A 17,874-nucleotide genomic window follows, 5' to 3' on the forward strand; every position below is an offset into this window, starting at 1 on the left:
ATTGGTGTAATATTAATTTAACATTATTTTTTATTAGAAGGATTAATTTAACTATTGATATTTTGAGGTAATATCGTACCTTATACTCTATTTGTAATCATTTATTTATATTAACTATTATGCATAAAGAGATTGATCGTTAAAGTAGCGTTGATTTGGTACATGGTTAAATTGTTTATTTATTCACGCAAATAGAAATTGTATGAGTTTGTTTATTACCATTTTTATTGAGTTTTTACTTATATCTACAAGTGTTCTTGTATTGTTTAAATATAGAGATAAATTAGGTTTAGCACCGCTATATCTAATTTTGGGTTCTATGCAATATTTGTTAGCTAATTCCGGGAAGCCGTTTATTTTCGAGTTTTATGGAATTTATGAAATTTATCCAGGTTTTATAATTTTATTTAGCTGTGTTTTATTTGCGGTACTGTTAATTTATATTAAAGAAGGGGTTGCTAGTGCAAGAGCGTTAATTCTAGGAATCATTATATCAAATGTAATTATAACTTTAATTTCTGAAATCAATTATTTTCAGGAGTTAATAATTAATCAAATAAATAATTCTGCGACAGACATTCGTTTTATTAATAAAATAAGCTCAAAATACTTTTTAATAGGTACCGCTTTATTATTAATAGACTTTTTTTTAATGATTATTTTATACCAATATTTATACTCAAAAATTAAAAAAATATCTTTTTTTTTAATTATCACATTATCACTTTTTGTTACACTAATTTTTGATGCATTTGCTTTTAATTTTCTTGTGTTTTTTGGAACGCCAATATTTGCAAAATCATTAATTAGCCATCTTATAGGTAAGTCAATTGCTGCTCTTGTTTACGCGACAATACTTTATTTATATTTAAAATTATTCGAAAAAGAAAGAACAAAATCAACATCATTTATTGCAAGTCAAAATAGAGATATCTTTTCTATAATAAAGTATAAAAAAAGATACGAAGAGCTTAAAATTGAAAAACTACGAGTCGAACAAAAGTTAACGTCTCAATTAGAAACTTCATTGAATTTTATTTCTGATGGTTTTGTGACTTTAGATGCCAATTGGTGTTATACATATGTAAATGAAAAAGCGGCGGAGTTTGTTGGCAGGTCGGCAAAAAGCTTATTAGGAAAACATATTTGGACCGAATTTCCAGAAAATGTTGGTACAACTTTCTATAGTGCATATAATAAAGCTTATGAGACTCAAAAAACACAATCTTTTGAAGCATATTATGAATCTTCTGATAAATGGATAGAAAGTAGAGTGTATCCGTCTTCTGAAGGGCTGGCTGTTTATTTTACAGATATAACAGAGCGAAAAGTAGCGGAAGAAAATTTAATAAAAAGTGAATTAAAGTTTAGAGAATTAACCTCAAATGCTCCGGTTGGTATTTTTCAAACCGATAAAGATGGTGCTTGTAATTTTGTTAACGACGAATGGCTTAAATATTCCGGGCTATCTTTTAATGAGGCAATGGGTTTAGGTTGGTCTAATGCAATACATCCTGATGATCATGATAGAGTTCTTTTTGAGTGGAGAGAAGCCTACTCCGTAAAAAAGGATATGATATTAGATTCAAGGTTTGTAAGTAAGGCAGGAGTAGTAACATGGATGTCTATTAAAGCAGTAGGTTTGTATGATGCAAATAACGAGTTGTATGGCTATTTGGGCATGTGTTTAGATATCACAGAACGTAAAAAAATAGAAGAAGATTTAGTTAATAGTGAAACGCTATTCAGGCGTTTAACTTCTCAAGCTCCAGCAGGAATATTTCAAACCAATTTAGACGGTAGTTGTAATTACGTAAATGATAAATGGACTAAATATGCAGGAATATCATTTGAAGAAGCTATGGGTTACGGTTGGGCTACCGCTATCCACCCAGATGATAGTGAAAGAATTTCTGAAGAGTGGGAACAACATATTTTAACAAGTAATATTGAGCTTGAAACAGAGTTTAGGTTTCAGCATAAAAATAAAAAAACGATATGGGTGTCTGTTAGAACTGTAGGGACCTATGATGCTCAAAATAATTTAAACGGTTATATCGGTATGGCAATAGATATAACAGAAAGAAAAAAAGCAGAAGAAAAGTTAATTGAAAGCGAATTATTATTTAGAGGATTAACTTCTAACGCACCAGTAGGTATATTTAAAACAGATATTGAAGGTTCGTGCAATTTTGTTAATAATCAATGGATGGAACATACAGGTCTTTCTTTTAACGAAGCTATGGGGTTTGGTTGGTCTGATGGATTACATCGAGACGATAAAAACCACGTTATAAAGGCGTGGAGAGAATTTGTTAATAATGGCAAAGAATATAATATAGATTTAAGGTTTTATAACAAAAAAAACGATAAAACAACTTGGCTTTCTGTAAAATCTGAAGGCTTGTATGATGCAAAGAATGAGTTATATGGTTACATAGGCACATGTATAGATATTACGGAACGAAAAAAGGCAGAAGAACAAGTTAGAGAAAGTGAAAAATATCTAGAAAGTATTATTAATAATATTGGTGACCCTGTGTATGTAAAAGATGCTCAGAATAGAGTGGTTCTTGCAAATAATGCTTTTTGTTCAACTTTTGGTATGGAAAGAGTGGAGATTTTAGGTAGAAATTTAATAGGGAAAGTATCGCAAAATAAAAATGAAGATTTTTTAATTTTAGATAGACAGGTAATTGATTCTGGAATTGAAGTCATAAAAGAAGTGACAATAAATCAAAATAAAGATGAATCCCGATCTTTTTCTGTTAAGAAAACCCGATTTATTGATAATACTGGAAATAAATTTATAATTGGAGTAGTAAGGGATTTAACAGATTTCAAGAGAGCAAATGAGGAAATAAGAAGGGCGCATCAACGCCTTACAACACATTTAAATAACTCGCCACTAGCGGTGATTGAATGGGATAAGAATTTAATAATTCGTAATTGGTCTGTTCAAGCAACAAATATATTTGGTTGGGAGGAAAGCGAAGCGGTAGGAAAACATTTTAGCGAATTAAATTTGGTTTATAAAGAAGAAGCAGAGTCTGTGTCTCTTATTTGTGAAGACCTAATGAGAGGGGCTGTAAAAAGTACGAGTACAATTAATCGAAATAATACAAAAGCAAATCAAGTTATTTATGGCGAGTGGTATAATTCTGTTTTACTCTCTGAAGATGGGCAAATTGAAACTATCTTTTCGCTTGTTCAAGATGTTACAGAACGTATAGATTCAGAGCAAAAAATAAGAGAAAGTGAAGCTAAGTTGTCTAAAGTGTTTCAGTCCAACATTATTGGTTTTTCAATTGTTAATGAAGATCAGGTGAGAGTAGAGGTTAATGAAACTATGGCTAAAATGCTAGAAACAACAAAAGAACATTTAATTGGAAAAACATTCGAAGAGGCTAAAGTAGAGATTCATGATGATGCTTATTACAAACAAAAAAATAAGTTGCATTTAAAATTTATTGAAAATGGGTTTTTAAGTAATGAAACAATTAGTAGAACTTTAGTAAGTGGAAAAAAATTAAGTCTATTAGTATCAGTCGAACCTCTTGAAATATCTGGGAAGCCTCACGGTCTTTTTGCAGTAATTGATATTTCTGATAGAGTAAAAGTTGAATTAGAGCTAGAGAAATATAGGAATAACCTTGAGAATTTAGTGGAGATAAGAACTTCAGAGTTAGAGAAGGAAAAAGTGAAAGCGCAATCTGCCGATTTAATGAAATCTGCCTTTTTGGCAACCATGTCGCATGAATTAAGAACTCCAATGAACTCTATAATTGGGTTTACTGGTGTTCTTTTAAAAGAATTTGTCGGGCCATTAAATGAAGAGCAAAAGAAACAACTAGGAATGGTCAAGAATAGCAGCCAACATTTATTAGGTTTAATTAACGATGTTTTAGATATTTCTAAAATTGAAGCAGGTAAATTAAAAGTTTCTTTTTATCCTTTTAATTATTTAAGAACCTTAGAAAAAACAATAGAATTTTTATTACCTCAGGCTTCTAAAAAAGGACTCGATATTAATTTTGAAATTGCAGAAGAGGATATTACTTTAAATAGTGATGAACGGAGAGTTGAGCAGGTTTTAATTAATTTGTTGTCAAATGCAATTAAATTTTCAAATAAAGGAGTAGTATTAGTAAAGGTAGAAGTGATTAAAGACTTTGTTGTTACAAAAGTTATCGATCAAGGTATTGGGATTAGCAAAAAGCATATTAATAAATTGTTTGAACCATTTGTACAAATAGAAGGCGGTTTAAATCGCAGTCATGAAGGTACGGGGCTTGGTTTGGCAATTAGTAAAAACTTAATTGAAAAGTTAGGAGGAGAAATTAAAGTAGAAAGCAAGAAAGATAAGGGGAGCTGTTTTTCATTTACTTTGCCAATAAAATAATAGAGGAATTAATAAGGTTAATCATTTATTAAATGGTTGTATTTTCTGTGATCTTAAGCCTATTTGCGACAAACTATAGTTTTTATGACTATAAAACATGTAATATTTAGAGGCCTAGTGGTTTTTCAATAAAGGAAAAGAATAATTGTAGTCACCTCCTATGTTATTTGAGGCGATAGAAAAAAGTAATAGGATATGGAACAGTTGGTTATTAATAAGACGCCTATTATCCCAGAAATTTTTGTAAACCAGATAGGAAGTGTTTTTAACGAATAATAAGATGAGTAAAAAAACTATTTTAATAGTAGATGATACTTTTGAGAATTTATATCTGCTAAAGGTGATTCTTGAAGAAGCAGGTTATAATATTATAGAAGCTAATGATGGAGTTGAGGGTTTAAAAAAGCTAAATGAAGTTAAACATGTAGATTTAATAATATCAGATATTTTAATGCCAAATATGGATGGCTATTTGTTTTGTCAAGCGTGTAGAAAAGAAGAAATGTTTGCAAAAATCCCATTTGTTTTTTATACGTCTACGTACACAGAAAAATTGGATGAAGATTTTGCCTTAAAATTAGGAGCTGCAAGTTTTTTAAGAAAACCAATTGATCATGACGAAGTAATTAATACTGTAAATTTTATTTTTAAGACTAAAACAGCTCAAGTAGTAACAAAGGCTGAAAAAGAAAATATTACAGAAGGTGAGGTTTTTAAACTTTATAATGAAAGGTTAATAAGTAAATTAGAACAAAAAAGTTTAAATCTAAGCGCAGAGATAGAAGAGCGTAAAAAGGCAGAGCAACTTTTAATTCATAAAAATGAAATATTAGATTTAATTGCGATTAACACTCCTTTAAATAAAATTTTTGAGAAGTTGTTATTAAATTATGAGGTGGTTCATCCTAATTATTTTGGTTCTATAAGTTTACTTGATGAAGATGGAATACATCTTAACTTTGTTGCAGGTCCATCATTACCTAAAATATATAATACGAAGCTTAAACGCTTCGCAATAGGGGAAAATGCAGGTTCTTGTGGGACAGCAGCATTTTTTAAAGAACCCGTAATAGTCTCAGATATAAGTAAAGATAAGTTATGGGTAAATTATAAAGAGATTGCTGCAGAATCCAATTTGAAATCATGTTGGTCTATACCTATTTTATCTGAAGACAACTTGGTTAAAGGTACTTTTGCTATTTATAGTAGGTCTGTAAATACGCCATCATTAGCAGAAATCCGAGAGCTCAATTTTGCGGTGAGCTTAGCAAATATAGCTATTGAAAAGTTTAGAGCGGCAGAAGAAATTAAAAAGAAAGAGGAGTCTTATAAAGCATTAATAAATCAGGCTAGTGATGCTATAATTGCATTCTCTCTAGACGGAACAATATATGAATTTAATAAAGCGGTATATGTTAATTTAGGGTATACAAAAAAAGAGTTTTTAAAACTAAACATTAAGGATTTTATAGTTGGAGAGGTTATTGATAATCCAAAAATTTATGAAAAGATTCAAAATAAAGAACATGTAATATTTGTAAGAGAGTTAAGGTGTAAAGACAAGTCTATAATTGAGGTAGAAGTCTCTGCAAAATTACAAAAAGATGGTAAGGTACTTGCTATTGTTCGTGATATTACAGAGCGGCAAAATATTTTAAAAGAAATAAAAAAAGAAAAAGAGTTTTCTTCTGGTCTTTTAGAATCTATGCGTGAGGGTTTGTATGCTATTAATTTAGAGTCAGAAATAATTAGTGTAAACCCTTCGTTTTGCAAGATGACTGGTTTTACTGAAAGAGAGTTATTGGGTTTAAAGCGTCCTTACCCATTTTCACCACCAGAATTGAAAACAAAAAATGATGAGCGGTATTTATTATTAACTCAAAATAAAAATGAATCTAATTACGAAAACATCTATATGCATAAAGATGGTACTCGTTTTCCAGTTCAGGTTAGAGTGGCAAGTATTCATGATCATAATGGCGCGAAAATTGCAAATTTTGCAACTATTCAAAATATCACCGAACGTAAAAAGGCTGCAAACGATTTAAAGCGATCTAAAGAATTTACAGAAAAGCTTATTATGTCCATGCAAGAAGGGTTGATAATTCTCGATATGAATGGTAAAATTAAACTGGTAAATGATTCTTTTTGTAAAATACTTGGGTATACTGAGGAGGAGCTTATTGGTCTATCTATGCCGTATCCATTTGCTCGAGAAGAGGATTATAAAGAAATAGCCAATATAGATAAAAAAATAGCCAACGGTGAAGCACCAGCTTTTCAGTTTGAATTTATTAGAAAAAATGGAGAAACCTTTTTAGCGTCCTTTCTAATTGGGCATATTAAAAATAATAAGGGTACTCGTATAGCTTTGTTTGGAACACTAAAAGATATCTCTGAAGAAGAAAAAGCAAAACAAATATTAATAAACAAGGCTAAAAAATCTAACTTAAAAAAAGAGGTAATACTTGAATTAGCAGGTTTAGTTGGTAAAGATTTTAGTATTTCACTTAAAAAGATAACAAAATTAGCTGCTAAGACATTAAATGTAGAAAGGGTTAGTATTTGGGTTCTTAATGATGATAATAGCACCATTAAATGCGAAAATCTTTATGTATTAGATAAAAATAGTTATGAGAAAGGTACTGTGTTAAACTATGCAGATAATCCAAATTATTTTAATGCGTTAAATAAAAATAAAACCATTCTTGTTAAAGATGCTCAAAAAGATAATATTACTAAGCTTTTTAAAACAAACTATTTAAAGCCTAATAACATCACATCGCTTATGGATGTGTTTATTAATAGTGCAAACGGATATTATGGTATTATTTGTTTTGAGCATGTTGGAGATACATTAAGAAACTGGACTGCCGAAGATCAAGAATTTGCAACTTCAATTGCAAGTATTGTGTCGTTAATGGTTGAGAGTAATGAACGTAAAATAGTAGAAAATGAAATTGCATTAACGAATGCCAAGTTAACAGAGGTAAATGCAGAATTAAGTAGTTTGCAAAAGCAGCTAGAAGAAGAAAATGTATACTTAAGAAACGAGTTAGATTTAGTTTTTAACTATGAAGAAATGGTATATGGAAGTCTTGAATTTAGTAATGTCCTATCTGAGGTTGAAAAAGTTGCGCCTACAAATGCTACCGTATTGTTGTTAGGAGAATCTGGAACAGGAAAGGAATTATTGGCAAGAGCTGTTCATAACACGAGTCTTCGTAATAGTAAGCCTTTAATTAAAGTTAATTGCTCAGCTATACCAAGAGAGCTTATTGAGAGTGAGTTGTTTGGTCATAAAAAAGGGTCTTTTACAGGAGCTTTTAAGGATAAAATAGGGAAATTTGAATTAGCTAATGAGGGTACTTTGTTTTTAGATGAAATTGGAGAATTGCCGTTAGATATGCAACCTAAGATATTAAGGTTTTTGCAAGAAGGAGAAATAGAAGTGGTTGGAGGTGCAGGATTAAAAAAATTAAATGTTAGAGTTATAGCCGCAACCAACAGGGATTTAATCGAACAAATTGAGAAAAAGCAATTTAGAGAAGATTTGTACTTTAGACTTAATGTTTTTCCTATTGTAGTGCCACCTTTAAGAAAACGCAAAGATGATATTCCTTTATTAGTTGATCATTTTGTAGATAAGTTTAATAAATCTTACGATAGAAATATTAAATTTATACCTGATGATTCAATGAACAAATTGTTGTCTTATCATTGGCCTGGTAATATTCGAGAATTAGAGAATTTAATCGAAAGAGCTTCTATTCTGTCAAATGGAGAAACGTTATTAGTTCCTGGTTTCGAGTCAAAAAAACAACAAACAAAACATCTAATTCATAATAAAGACTCGTCCTTAGATGCTATTCAGCGTAGTCATATTCTTCATGTATTAGAGCAATGTAATTGGAAAATAAGTGGGACAGATAGTGCTTCAATTATTTTAGATTTAAAGCCAAGTACACTTCGAGATAAAATGGCTAAATTGGGAATAAATAAACCAGATAAAAAATAACGGAATACCGTTTTTTTAGTTAAACAGCATAATGATTACACGGTATACCGTGTAATCATTATGCTGTTTTTGTTTTTTGTAAGTAAAATAAGTAACTGTTAATCAGTTAATTGCGGTTTATTTTTTGAAATGATAGACTTGTGGCATGTGGGTTGCTTATTGAATTGTAAAAAAACTCATATGAAAAGTGAAATTACATTTGATAATGTGCGATTTTGGCTCGACCAACATGTTATTCATTGTAGTTTTAATGAGAGATTTGATAAGCGATTTCATGAAATTGAAGACGCTTTTTTTGAGGTTGTAACAGCATTTATTATAGGTAATTACAAACCTATCTTGATTGATTTAACTAAAGTGAATCGCTTTAAAGCTTATCATTTATATAGATTTATTTCAAGTAGTGCTCAATTAAGGTCTTTTGTGATTTCAAAATCATTTTTAGTAAAATCTTTTAATTTAAAACTACTTTTTGAATTATATAATATTGGTGATGACGGTGTTATTCCTACTAATATATCTACCGATTTTAATAAAGCAATTCAATTTAGTGAAAAAAGATATTTAGAGTTTAATGCAATTTAGATATATGAAAGAAGGCGTAATAATATATAAAAATGCTAAGTTTTGGACAGATGGTTCTGGAATACTGTTTTGTAAGTTTAATACTAACGATTCTGGGTTTAATTTAGATTATAAAACTGCAAAACATTATGTAAATGCAATTATCGATTTATGTAATGGTAGAGCTATGTCTTTTCTTATTGATGTGCGAGATGTAAAAGGTGCTTTCTCTGTTGCAGCTGCTAAATTAATCTCAGAAAGCTTGGAATTAGTAAAACTAAGAATATCAGAAGCTTTTTTAATAAATAATATAGGTGCTTCGCTACTAATTACTGCATATAAACGAATTTATAATCCAATTACACCATTTAGGGTTTTTAGAGAGTTAGATTTGGCTAAGACATATAGTTTAGAAACCAAAAACAAGTTTTATGGAAGCATTTAAATATAGCTTGTTGGGTAGTCTTAGTCATGAAATAAAAGAAATTATTAGTGAGCATTCTATTTTTTCTGTAACCGATGAATTAGGTAGAATAGAATATGTAAATAATGATTATTGTGAAATCTTAGAGCAAGATGCCAATATGCTTATTGGTGAAACTCATGAATTATTAAAATCTCATTTACATGCAAATAAAGTATATGCAGATTTATGGAGAACTATTAAAGCTGGTGAAAAATGGAATGGAATTTTAAGCGATAGTTCTTATACAGGTAAGCAATTTTGGTTAGATGCAACTATAATACCAATTAAAAATAAATTAGATAAAACTATTAGTTATGTTGGTGTATATAATGATGTTACCAAGTATCACTTACAAAATATTCAATTACAAGAGCGTAATAGCATACATTTAAAATATAAATCAATTTACGAATCAATAAATGCAGGGATTATAGTTGTTGCAGATAATGAAGGTAATATTATTGAATGGAATAAAGGTGCAGAAATAGCTTTTGGGTATTCTAAAGTAGAAATTATTGGATACCCATTAACAATTTTAATAAATAAAAAAATTAGAAATATAAAGCAGTTATTACGTACTATAAATAAAACTCAAAATAGCGAAAATGTAAATACTATAGAAATGGTTTGCATGCGTAAGAATGGAGAAGAATTCCCTGTAGAGTTTACCTTAAATACTTTAAATGTAAACGGTACTGTTTTTTATTCTGCCGTTGTACTTGATATAACAAGACGAAAAAAAGCAGAAGAAGAATTAAAGGAAAAAACTAAGAATTTAGAATTGTTTTTGTATCGTATCTCACATGATTTAAAAGCTCCATTTTCTACAGCTGAAGGCTTGCTTGATTTGTTGAAAAATGAGGAGAAGAGTGAGCGAATAGAGTCTCTAACAAGCATGTTGGAAACTACAATAAAAGGTGGAGATAAGTTAATTAAAAGTCTGTCTGAAGCATCAATTAACTCTTGTAGTAAAGATGAATTTGAGCAAATAGATTTTAATAACATTATTAAAAATGTATTAAAAATGTTTTCTGGTTCAAAGAATTTTGAATTGTTTGAAGTAAATATAGATGTAGATAAATGCCAAAGCTATAATTCTAACCCAGAATTACTATGTTCTATATTTCAAAATTTAATACATAACGCAATAAAGTATTCTAAAAAGCCAACTAAAAAGCATGTGCCTTGTATAAATATATCAGTAAAAGAGTTGCGAGGAGAAGTATTTATTAGTGTAAGTGATAATGGGCAAGGGATTTCTGAAAGTGATGTCGAAAAAATATTTGATTTGTATTATAGGTCGGCCCACGAGAATATACCAGGAAATGGTCTTGGCTTATATATTGTTAAAAATATTATAGAAAATTTAAAAGGAAAAATAAGTGTTAAAAGTGTAATTAATAAAGGGACTAGGTTTAGAATTAAATTACCTATTCTTAAATAAAAACCAACCGATTATGAAAGTAAATTTTATGTTAATTGATGATGATATAATAGATTTATTCATCAACGAAAAGAATATAGAAAAATTAGAACTTAACTCTAAAATAAAATCTTTTACTAGTGGGGATTCTGCTATAGATTATTTAAAAGAAATAGCGACTAGTGAGAATCTAAACGATATGTTTGTTCCAGATTTTATATTGTTGGATATAAATATGCCCAAAATGAATGGGTTTCAATTCATGCATGAATTCAGGAAGTTAAGCGATTCAATAGAAAAAGACATTAAAGTATATATGTTATCAGTATCAAATAACACCAAATTTATTGATAATGCAAAAAGTGGTAGGTTTTGCAATGGGTTTATACAAAAGCCACTAACAGTAGAAAAGTTAGATGCAATGATAGAAAACTTTGAGTTGTCTGTAAATGAATATCATTTTGAAGAAAGTATTTAGGTTTAGAATTTAATAATTAACTCTAATTACAATTGAGCTTAAAAACGATTAATCATTTGGATTTGGCGGAGTGTTAGGGAGAGATGGCACTTCTCATGAATCGAATGATTATGTTTTACCTTTTGAATAAGTATTAATAGCTGGGAGTAAGTTGAGATTTGCTTCTCTAATTCGGCATTCCGTTTTCGCTTCGAAAACAGGAATGCTTTATTGGTTTATAGCCATATTTAATTAATGTGACTTTTTAAAAACAAAGGTGTCTTATAATTGCTATTAGTCAATTAACATAAAAAGGGGGTTACAAGAAATTGTAGCTCTTTTTTGTTTTACAGTAATTATTTTTTTGTTTAAAATTCGCGTTTGCCAAATTCACTATCAATAAATTTAGATTTGTTTTTTACTGAGTTAAAGGTGTAAGATAGGTTTAGCGAAATCATATCTACCTCGTATACATAATTTGTAGTGGTGTAGAACTGATCTGGTCTTGCAGTGGTAATGCGCTGCTCGTTTGTGTTAAGCATGCCCATGTCTATATTCTGCCATTGTAGTGTAGCTGTTAATCGATTATCAAGAAACGTTTTTCTAAATGTTAGGTTAGGAGAATAATATCTAGAATCTTCTCCCATTGCTGTATTTCTATCCGATAGATAATTAAATGTAAACTGCAAGGAGGCATTATCCCAAAATGAATATGTAGAATTTAAATTGAAAGAGTAAATGGTAGATTTAGTATCTATAGTATAGGCTCTTGAAATTCCATCTCTATGATTAAAATTTAATATACCATCAATCGCATAATTATAAACATTTGCCCCAATTATATTCGTCCAGTTTTTAGCAGGTTTAATAGTAGCTCCAACTTCCAAACCAATAGCATTACTTTTTCCAACGTTAGAATATACGCGGTTTATAATACTATCAATTACTGCGCCTGTAGACTCATAAGCTAAGGTGTTAACACGATTTATTACATTATCTACATGTCTAAAATATGCGGTTGCGTAAATTGAATTGCCGTCTTTCATTCTTTTTGTAATACCTATTTCTGCTAAATCAATAAATTCTGGCAATAAGGTATTGTCTCCTTGTTCAAATACTTCAGAATGTTCACGTTCAGCAAAACTATTCATTTTTAAAGTTGTAGTTCTTTCAACTCTTTTACTATAAGCTGCTTTAATATTTGTCTTGTCGTTTACAGCATATTGAACAGAAGCAGAAGGGAATAATTTTACAAAATCATATTCGTAAATATTTGGTGTAGTTTCACTTTTTAAAGCTTCGGTATAAGTTCGGTCCATAGATTCTAATCGTACACCAGCAGCATAATCCCATTTGCTTTTTTTACCCGTTAACTGTATATAACCAGAATGGATGTTACGCTCTAACTCAATGTCACTCGAAAATTCTGTAACCAAATTTCCATCACGTTCATAAACAAACTCACCTGTATGATCTATATCACGGTATTGATACCCAGTTTCAATAGTTCCAAACGTAAAAGGTTTCCATTTGTAATCTAAGTTAAAACGTTTTCCGTAAAGCGGATTATCATTGGTGTTGTACTCTTGTTGGTAAATAATAGTATTATCCGGGTGCCCTAAGTTGTCATTCTCTGTTGGTCCTCCTAAAAAGGTGTATTCATATAAAAATGATGTTGATAATTTTGAGTCGTCATTAAATGTATGTGCATAATCAAAACTTCCTAAAGCAAAATCGCCTTTACGCACTCTTAAGTTATGGTTGTAATATTCAAAAGTATATAGTCTATTCTCGCTTTCAATTGGAGATACTGCATGATTATCATAATATACAATATCAGCAAGTCTTTCTTTTGTATGTTTACCAGCGAAAAAACCAAATGAGAATTCATTGTTTTTATTCGGTGTGAAATCGACGTTAAAACGGCCGTTATAACTAATATCGTCAAAACTTCGTTCGCCATCAGATGGTAAGAATGTTGTTTTGTTTTCGGCTTGGTTAATTATAAACATGTCACCTTCACGACGCCCAGTTTTATCATTACGTTGATAGCTTGTTCCTAGAGAGATATTCCACTTTTCTGTTCTTTTATTAAGTGTTGCATCAATACCGTATCGTTTTGCAGAAACTTTAGTATCATAAGGTTCTATAGATGGGAACCCACCACGAACATTTATTTGTGCAAACGTACCATTTGCTGCTCCTTTTTTTGTTTTAATATTTAGTATCCCGCCTTTTCCCTCTGGGTCGTATTTTGCAGATGGTGCCGTAATAAGTTCAACTGTCTCCAAGGCATTAGCTGGTAATTGCGCCAAAATAGAACTCGCATCACCTTGAGTTGGTTTACCATTAATTAAAACTGTAAAGCCTTGGCTTCCTCTAACACTAATTCCTCCTTGACCATTAACAGTAACCGATGGTAAATTTTTAATAACATCAACTGCATTGCCTCCTTCACTATTTTGATATTTTTTAGTATCGAATACCTGACGGTCAATTTTATGTACAACAGCAGATCGTTCTGCTTTAACAAGAACCTCGTTTAGTTGACTACCTAAAGTTAATTTTAAAGTACCTAAGTTAATAGTTTGTCCTTTTTTGTTAACCTGAATAGCTTCGGTTTTTAAAGATGTATAGCCCATGAAAGAGGCTTCCAAATAATAGGTTCCTGTTTTTATTTCATTTAAAGCGAAAATGCCATCTTTATTTGTAACTACGCCAGTTATTAAACTTCCGTCTAATTTATATATAGCCGCTGTAGCGTATTCTATAGGCTCATTACTATCATTATCAATAACTTTTCCAGTAATCTGACTATGAGTTAATTGTGTTCCAATAATTAGCGTTAGTACTATTGTAAATAGATATTTCATGAAAGCAATATTAATTATTTTGTGAAATTAATGCTTAAAATTAGAGGAAGCAAAAGAAAATATTAAATGTAATAGAATTAACTAAACTGATATAAAAAGGTTTAAAATAAAAAAGTGAGCAAGGCGTAAATAATTATTAGATGCTAATAGTAATTTTGTAAATTGCCAAAAACTAATAAAATATGTATTCTTAAAATGGTTACTTTAAAACAATTAGCAAAAGAGTTAAACGTATCAATATCAACAGTTTCTAAGGCACTAAACAATAGCGAGGAAATTGGGCAAGAAACAGTACGTCGTGTTAAAGAACTTGCAGAATTGTACAATTATAGACCTAATAAAGTAGCTTTAAGTTTAAAAAACAATAAAACAAAAACGATTGGTGTTATTATACCTAATATTTTAAATAGGTTTTTAGCAAAAGTTCTTTTTGGTATTGAAAGAGAAGCCACAAAGCATGGTTATAATATTATAACGTGTATTTCCAATGAGTCTTTAGATAAGGAAAAAGATAGTTTACAGCTATTAGCTAATGGAAGTGTTGATGGTTTTATACTATCAGTTGCTAAAGAGTCTCAAATGAATAATGAAGTAGAGCATTTTAAAAGAACTATTAAACAAGGGTTACCTATAGTTATGTTTGATAGAGTAGCGCATGATGTGTTATGCGATAAGGTAATTGTTGATGATTTTGATGCAACATACAATGCTACTAAAAGTTTAATAGAAGAAGGGAGAAAGCAAATTGTATTTATTAGTAATATAAATGATATAAGTGTTGGTAAACTTAGAGAACGAGGTTATAATAAAGCCATTTTAGAAACCGTTGGCATGGAACCTTTAGTTTTAAAAGTTGAGAAGAAAGGAGATCCTCAGAAAAAAATAAAATCATTTTTTAAGAAAACTAAAAATATTGATGCTGTTTTAGCAGCAGAAAGTTCTTCGGGCATTATAGCATTAAATACGGCCGTAAGCTTAGGTTTAAAAGTGCCAAAAGATATATCGGTAATTGCATTTGCTAGTAAATCAGATTCAAATCACACACTTCCTCGATTAACGACCATTAGACAACACGCTAAAGCAATTGGAGAAAATGCTGCTCAATTGCTTATAAATAGAATACAAAATACTGGTGTAGAAAAGGATGTGAAAACTAAAATTGTAAAAACGAGTTTAGTAAAAAACAAGTCTACCCTTTAACCTAAAACACGTAAAACATCTTAATTTTGCATTTCGTCGATAAAAAAAGATGCATTTCGTCGAATATTTTACATGTTGTCGAAAAAAATTATAATATAAATTACAAGTTGCCATATTTTAGCAACCCGTTAGCTAAGCGCTTAAGTTACTCCCTAAGTTTAGTTAAGAATAGTTAATCCGCTTTGACTTTTTTAAGTCATTTCCCTCATTTAAAATAGTATAGAGTCGTTATACAAATTGTTGTATTCGGTTTTAAGTTAATTATCCATTTTTTCCCTTAGCTAGGATTTTTTTCAAAAATCTTAGTTCAATTATTCTATACCGAAAAGGATAGAGAAAAAATATGTAACCTTAAAATTTGAATATATGAAATCCCTAAAAATTACTTTAATTGCAGCATTATTTTTTGCAGGTTTAACGTCTTGTACAAAACAAGATTTAAACGAAGATGATATACAAGTTGCGCCAGATACTGAATTGCCTGCACCAATTACCGGAGGTAGTGGTCAGGACTAATTAGTAATCCTGTTTTATAAATTAAAATCCTGTGTATTAATACGCAGGATTTTTTTATGGATGAAAATTAAAAAATAATAGATACATTTGAATAAACAATACTAAAATATTGAAATTCAGATTACTTTTTATTATGGCTGCAATGAGCATTAATTTTTTAAATGCTCAAATTGATGAAAATTTACGAAAAATTGATTCCTTAAAAACTATTGTTGGAAATTCTAAAGCAGGAGACTCCATTAATATAGTAGAAGAATATTTTAAAATAGGTGAATTTTACAGATATTCTTTAATAAGTGATAGTGCTTATGTTTATTATCAAAAAGCTGAAAAGATATATAGAAAGCTAAATAATAAATTTAAAACAGCAATAACCCTTTATGGAATAGCAGTTTGCCAAACTTACGATAAAGATTATACAGGAAGCGAATCAACATCATTTGAAGCCATCAAATTACTAGAGAGTTTGAATGAAAGTAATGAGGTGAAAAAATATAACGCATTTGTTTATAATAATTTAGGAATTGTTTTTGATGAATTAGAACAGTTTGATCAAGCAATAAAATATTTTGAATTATCATTAGATTTAAAGAAAGGCCTAAAAGGAGATTTTGAAAGAAGTAAAGGGCTAACTTTAAATAATATGCTAAAAGTATATCGGCGCTCTGGGGAATATGATTTAGCAATTAAGAAATATGAACAGATTTTTCAGAATAAAGAATTAATTAAAAATCATCCAGAGGTTTATGTTTTAGCTTTAGGTAATTATGCTAACACTTTATATTTGTTAAAGCGTTATGAAAAATTGCCAGGGTTATACTTGGAGGCTTTAAGACTAAGTGATAGCGTAAATGACACGTATGATTCAATCATAATTCATCATCATTTAGCCGAATTTTATAATGATAGAAATCAAAAAGATTCTGCAAAGTATTATGCCTATAAAGCTAAAGAAATCTCAGAGTTATTTAATAATGACGATTTATTAAAGTCATTATTACTAATATCTAAAATTGAGAAAGGTGATGTTGCAACCAAATATTTAAAAGAGTATATCAAATTAAGTGATAGTTTACAAAAAAGCGAAAGGTCAAAGCGCGATAAATTTGCCAGAATACGATTTGAAACTAATAAAATTGAACAAGAAAATATCCAAATTACAAAAGAACGTTTATGGCTATTAATAATTTCAATAGTGTTAATATTAGCGTCGTTTCTTTTATACCTTGTAATATCTCAAAGAAATAAGAATAAAGAATTACAATTTGTCCAAAAGCAACAAGAAGCAAATGAGGAAATTTATAACCTCATGCTTTCTCAAAACGAAAGCATTGAAGAGGCTAGAGATTTAGAGAAAAAACGAATTTCTGCAGAATTACATGATGGTGTCTTGGGGCGTTTATTTGGTACAAGGCTAAGTTTAGATAGTCTTAATATGAGTAATAGTGCCGAAGCAATTAATACTAGAGAACAATATATTAATGAACTTAAAACAATAGAAGATGATATTAGAAAAGTATCCCATGAATTAAATACAGATTTTATTTCAGGATCTGGATTTATAGATATTATTAGAACATTAGTACAAACACAAACCTTAGTTTATAAACTTGATTATGAACTAACACATGACGATGATATAAATTGGGATGCGGTAACTAACATAAAGAAAATTCACATTTATAGAATTATTCAGGAAACACTTCACAATATTTATAAACATGCCAGTGCATCTAAAGTGACTATTAGTTTTAATTTAAAAAACAATGTAATTTACTTAGTTGTTGCAGATGATGGTGTAGGTTTTGATGTGAATAAACTTAAATCAAAATCTGGAATTGGACTAAAAAATATGAATTCTAGAATAAATGAAATAAAAGGTATACTGAAAATTTCTTCTGAAAAAAATACAGGAACAAAAGTAACTATAGAAGCACCAATCTCTTAATGCTATA

The 17,874-nt window shown here is 29.7% G+C and carries 10 protein-coding genes; 9 read left to right on the forward strand and 1 reads right to left on the reverse strand.

Going from position 1 to position 17,874, the window contains the following annotated elements:
- The first annotated feature begins 202 nt into the window (after positions 1-202).
- The 6 genes from SJY43_RS06145 (at position 203) to SJY43_RS06170 (ending at position 11,351) form a co-directional block, all read left to right on the forward strand.
- A complete protein-coding gene (locus tag SJY43_RS06145; protein ID WP_396602967.1) occupies positions 203-4,402 on the forward strand; it encodes a PAS domain S-box protein in 4,200 nt (1,399 codons plus the stop codon).
- A gap of 280 nt (positions 4,403-4,682) precedes the next feature.
- Positions 4,683-8,420: a sigma 54-interacting transcriptional regulator gene (locus SJY43_RS06150; protein ID WP_396602968.1), complete on the forward strand. Its 3,738-nt coding sequence runs from the start codon at positions 4,683-4,685 to the stop codon at positions 8,418-8,420.
- 180 nt (positions 8,421-8,600) lie between these two features.
- Positions 8,601-9,005 (forward strand): hypothetical protein, encoded by a 405-nt coding sequence (locus SJY43_RS06155; protein WP_396602969.1) that lies wholly within the window; start codon positions 8,601-8,603, stop codon positions 9,003-9,005.
- A 4-nt stretch (positions 9,006-9,009) separates the two neighbouring features.
- Complete coding sequence (locus tag SJY43_RS06160) at positions 9,010-9,429, forward strand: hypothetical protein (protein ID WP_396602970.1); 420 nt, start codon at positions 9,010-9,012, stop codon at positions 9,427-9,429.
- A complete protein-coding gene (locus SJY43_RS06165; protein ID WP_396602971.1) occupies positions 9,416-10,894 on the forward strand; it encodes a PAS domain S-box protein in 1,479 nt (492 codons plus the stop codon). The genes SJY43_RS06160 and SJY43_RS06165 overlap by 14 nt, the downstream gene beginning before the upstream one ends.
- A 13-nt stretch (positions 10,895-10,907) precedes the next feature.
- On the forward strand, positions 10,908-11,351 hold the full coding sequence (locus SJY43_RS06170; protein ID WP_396602972.1) for a response regulator: 444 nt from the start codon (positions 10,908-10,910) through the stop codon (positions 11,349-11,351).
- Positions 11,352-11,698: 347 nt separating this feature from the next.
- Here SJY43_RS06170 and SJY43_RS06175 read toward each other — a convergent pair whose 3' ends face one another.
- Positions 11,699-14,203, reverse strand: a complete 2,505-nt coding sequence (locus SJY43_RS06175) for an outer membrane beta-barrel protein (protein ID WP_396602973.1) — start codon at positions 14,201-14,203, stop codon at positions 11,699-11,701.
- Positions 14,204-14,398: 195 nt separating this feature from the next.
- Between SJY43_RS06175 and SJY43_RS06180 the strand changes: the two genes are divergently transcribed.
- The 3 genes from SJY43_RS06180 (at position 14,399) to SJY43_RS06190 (ending at position 17,867) form a co-directional block, all read left to right on the forward strand.
- Positions 14,399-15,403, forward strand: coding sequence for a LacI family DNA-binding transcriptional regulator (locus SJY43_RS06180; RefSeq protein WP_396602974.1), 1,005 nt, complete (start codon positions 14,399-14,401; stop codon positions 15,401-15,403).
- A gap of 366 nt (positions 15,404-15,769) precedes the next feature.
- The gene (locus tag SJY43_RS06185) at positions 15,770-15,919 is read left to right on the forward strand and encodes a hypothetical protein (RefSeq protein ID WP_396602975.1); all 150 of its coding nucleotides are present in this window, start codon (positions 15,770-15,772) and stop codon (positions 15,917-15,919) included.
- Between the two features lie 109 nt (positions 15,920-16,028).
- Entirely contained in the window at positions 16,029-17,867 is a 1,839-nt protein-coding gene (locus tag SJY43_RS06190) for a tetratricopeptide repeat protein (protein ID WP_396602976.1), read from the forward strand.
- The last annotated feature ends 7 nt before the right edge of the window (positions 17,868-17,874 follow it).

Origin of the sequence: Algibacter sp. R77976 (assembly GCF_044594645.1) — a bacterium.
GTDB lineage: Bacteria > Bacteroidota > Bacteroidia > Flavobacteriales > Flavobacteriaceae > Algibacter_B.

Excerpts from the sequence above, each read along its gene's own strand:
- SJY43_RS06170 (WP_396602972.1), top strand. The coding sequence starts at position 10,908 with ATGAAAGTAAATTTTATGTTAATTGATGATGATATAATAGATTTATTC.
- SJY43_RS06145 (WP_396602967.1), top strand. The coding sequence starts at position 203 with ATGAGTTTGTTTATTACCATTTTTATTGAGTTTTTACTTATATCTACA.
- SJY43_RS06160 (WP_396602970.1), top strand. The coding sequence starts at position 9,010 with ATGAAAGAAGGCGTAATAATATATAAAAATGCTAAGTTTTGGACAGAT.
- SJY43_RS06185 (WP_396602975.1), top strand. The coding sequence starts at position 15,770 with ATGAAATCCCTAAAAATTACTTTAATTGCAGCATTATTTTTTGCAGGT.
- SJY43_RS06175 (WP_396602973.1), bottom strand. The coding sequence starts at position 14,203 with ATGAAATATCTATTTACAATAGTACTAACGCTAATTATTGGAACACAA.
- SJY43_RS06165 (WP_396602971.1), top strand. The coding sequence starts at position 9,416 with ATGGAAGCATTTAAATATAGCTTGTTGGGTAGTCTTAGTCATGAAATA.
- SJY43_RS06155 (WP_396602969.1), top strand. The coding sequence starts at position 8,601 with ATGAAAAGTGAAATTACATTTGATAATGTGCGATTTTGGCTCGACCAA.
- SJY43_RS06150 (WP_396602968.1), top strand. The coding sequence starts at position 4,683 with ATGAGTAAAAAAACTATTTTAATAGTAGATGATACTTTTGAGAATTTA.
- SJY43_RS06180 (WP_396602974.1), top strand. The coding sequence starts at position 14,399 with ATGGTTACTTTAAAACAATTAGCAAAAGAGTTAAACGTATCAATATCA.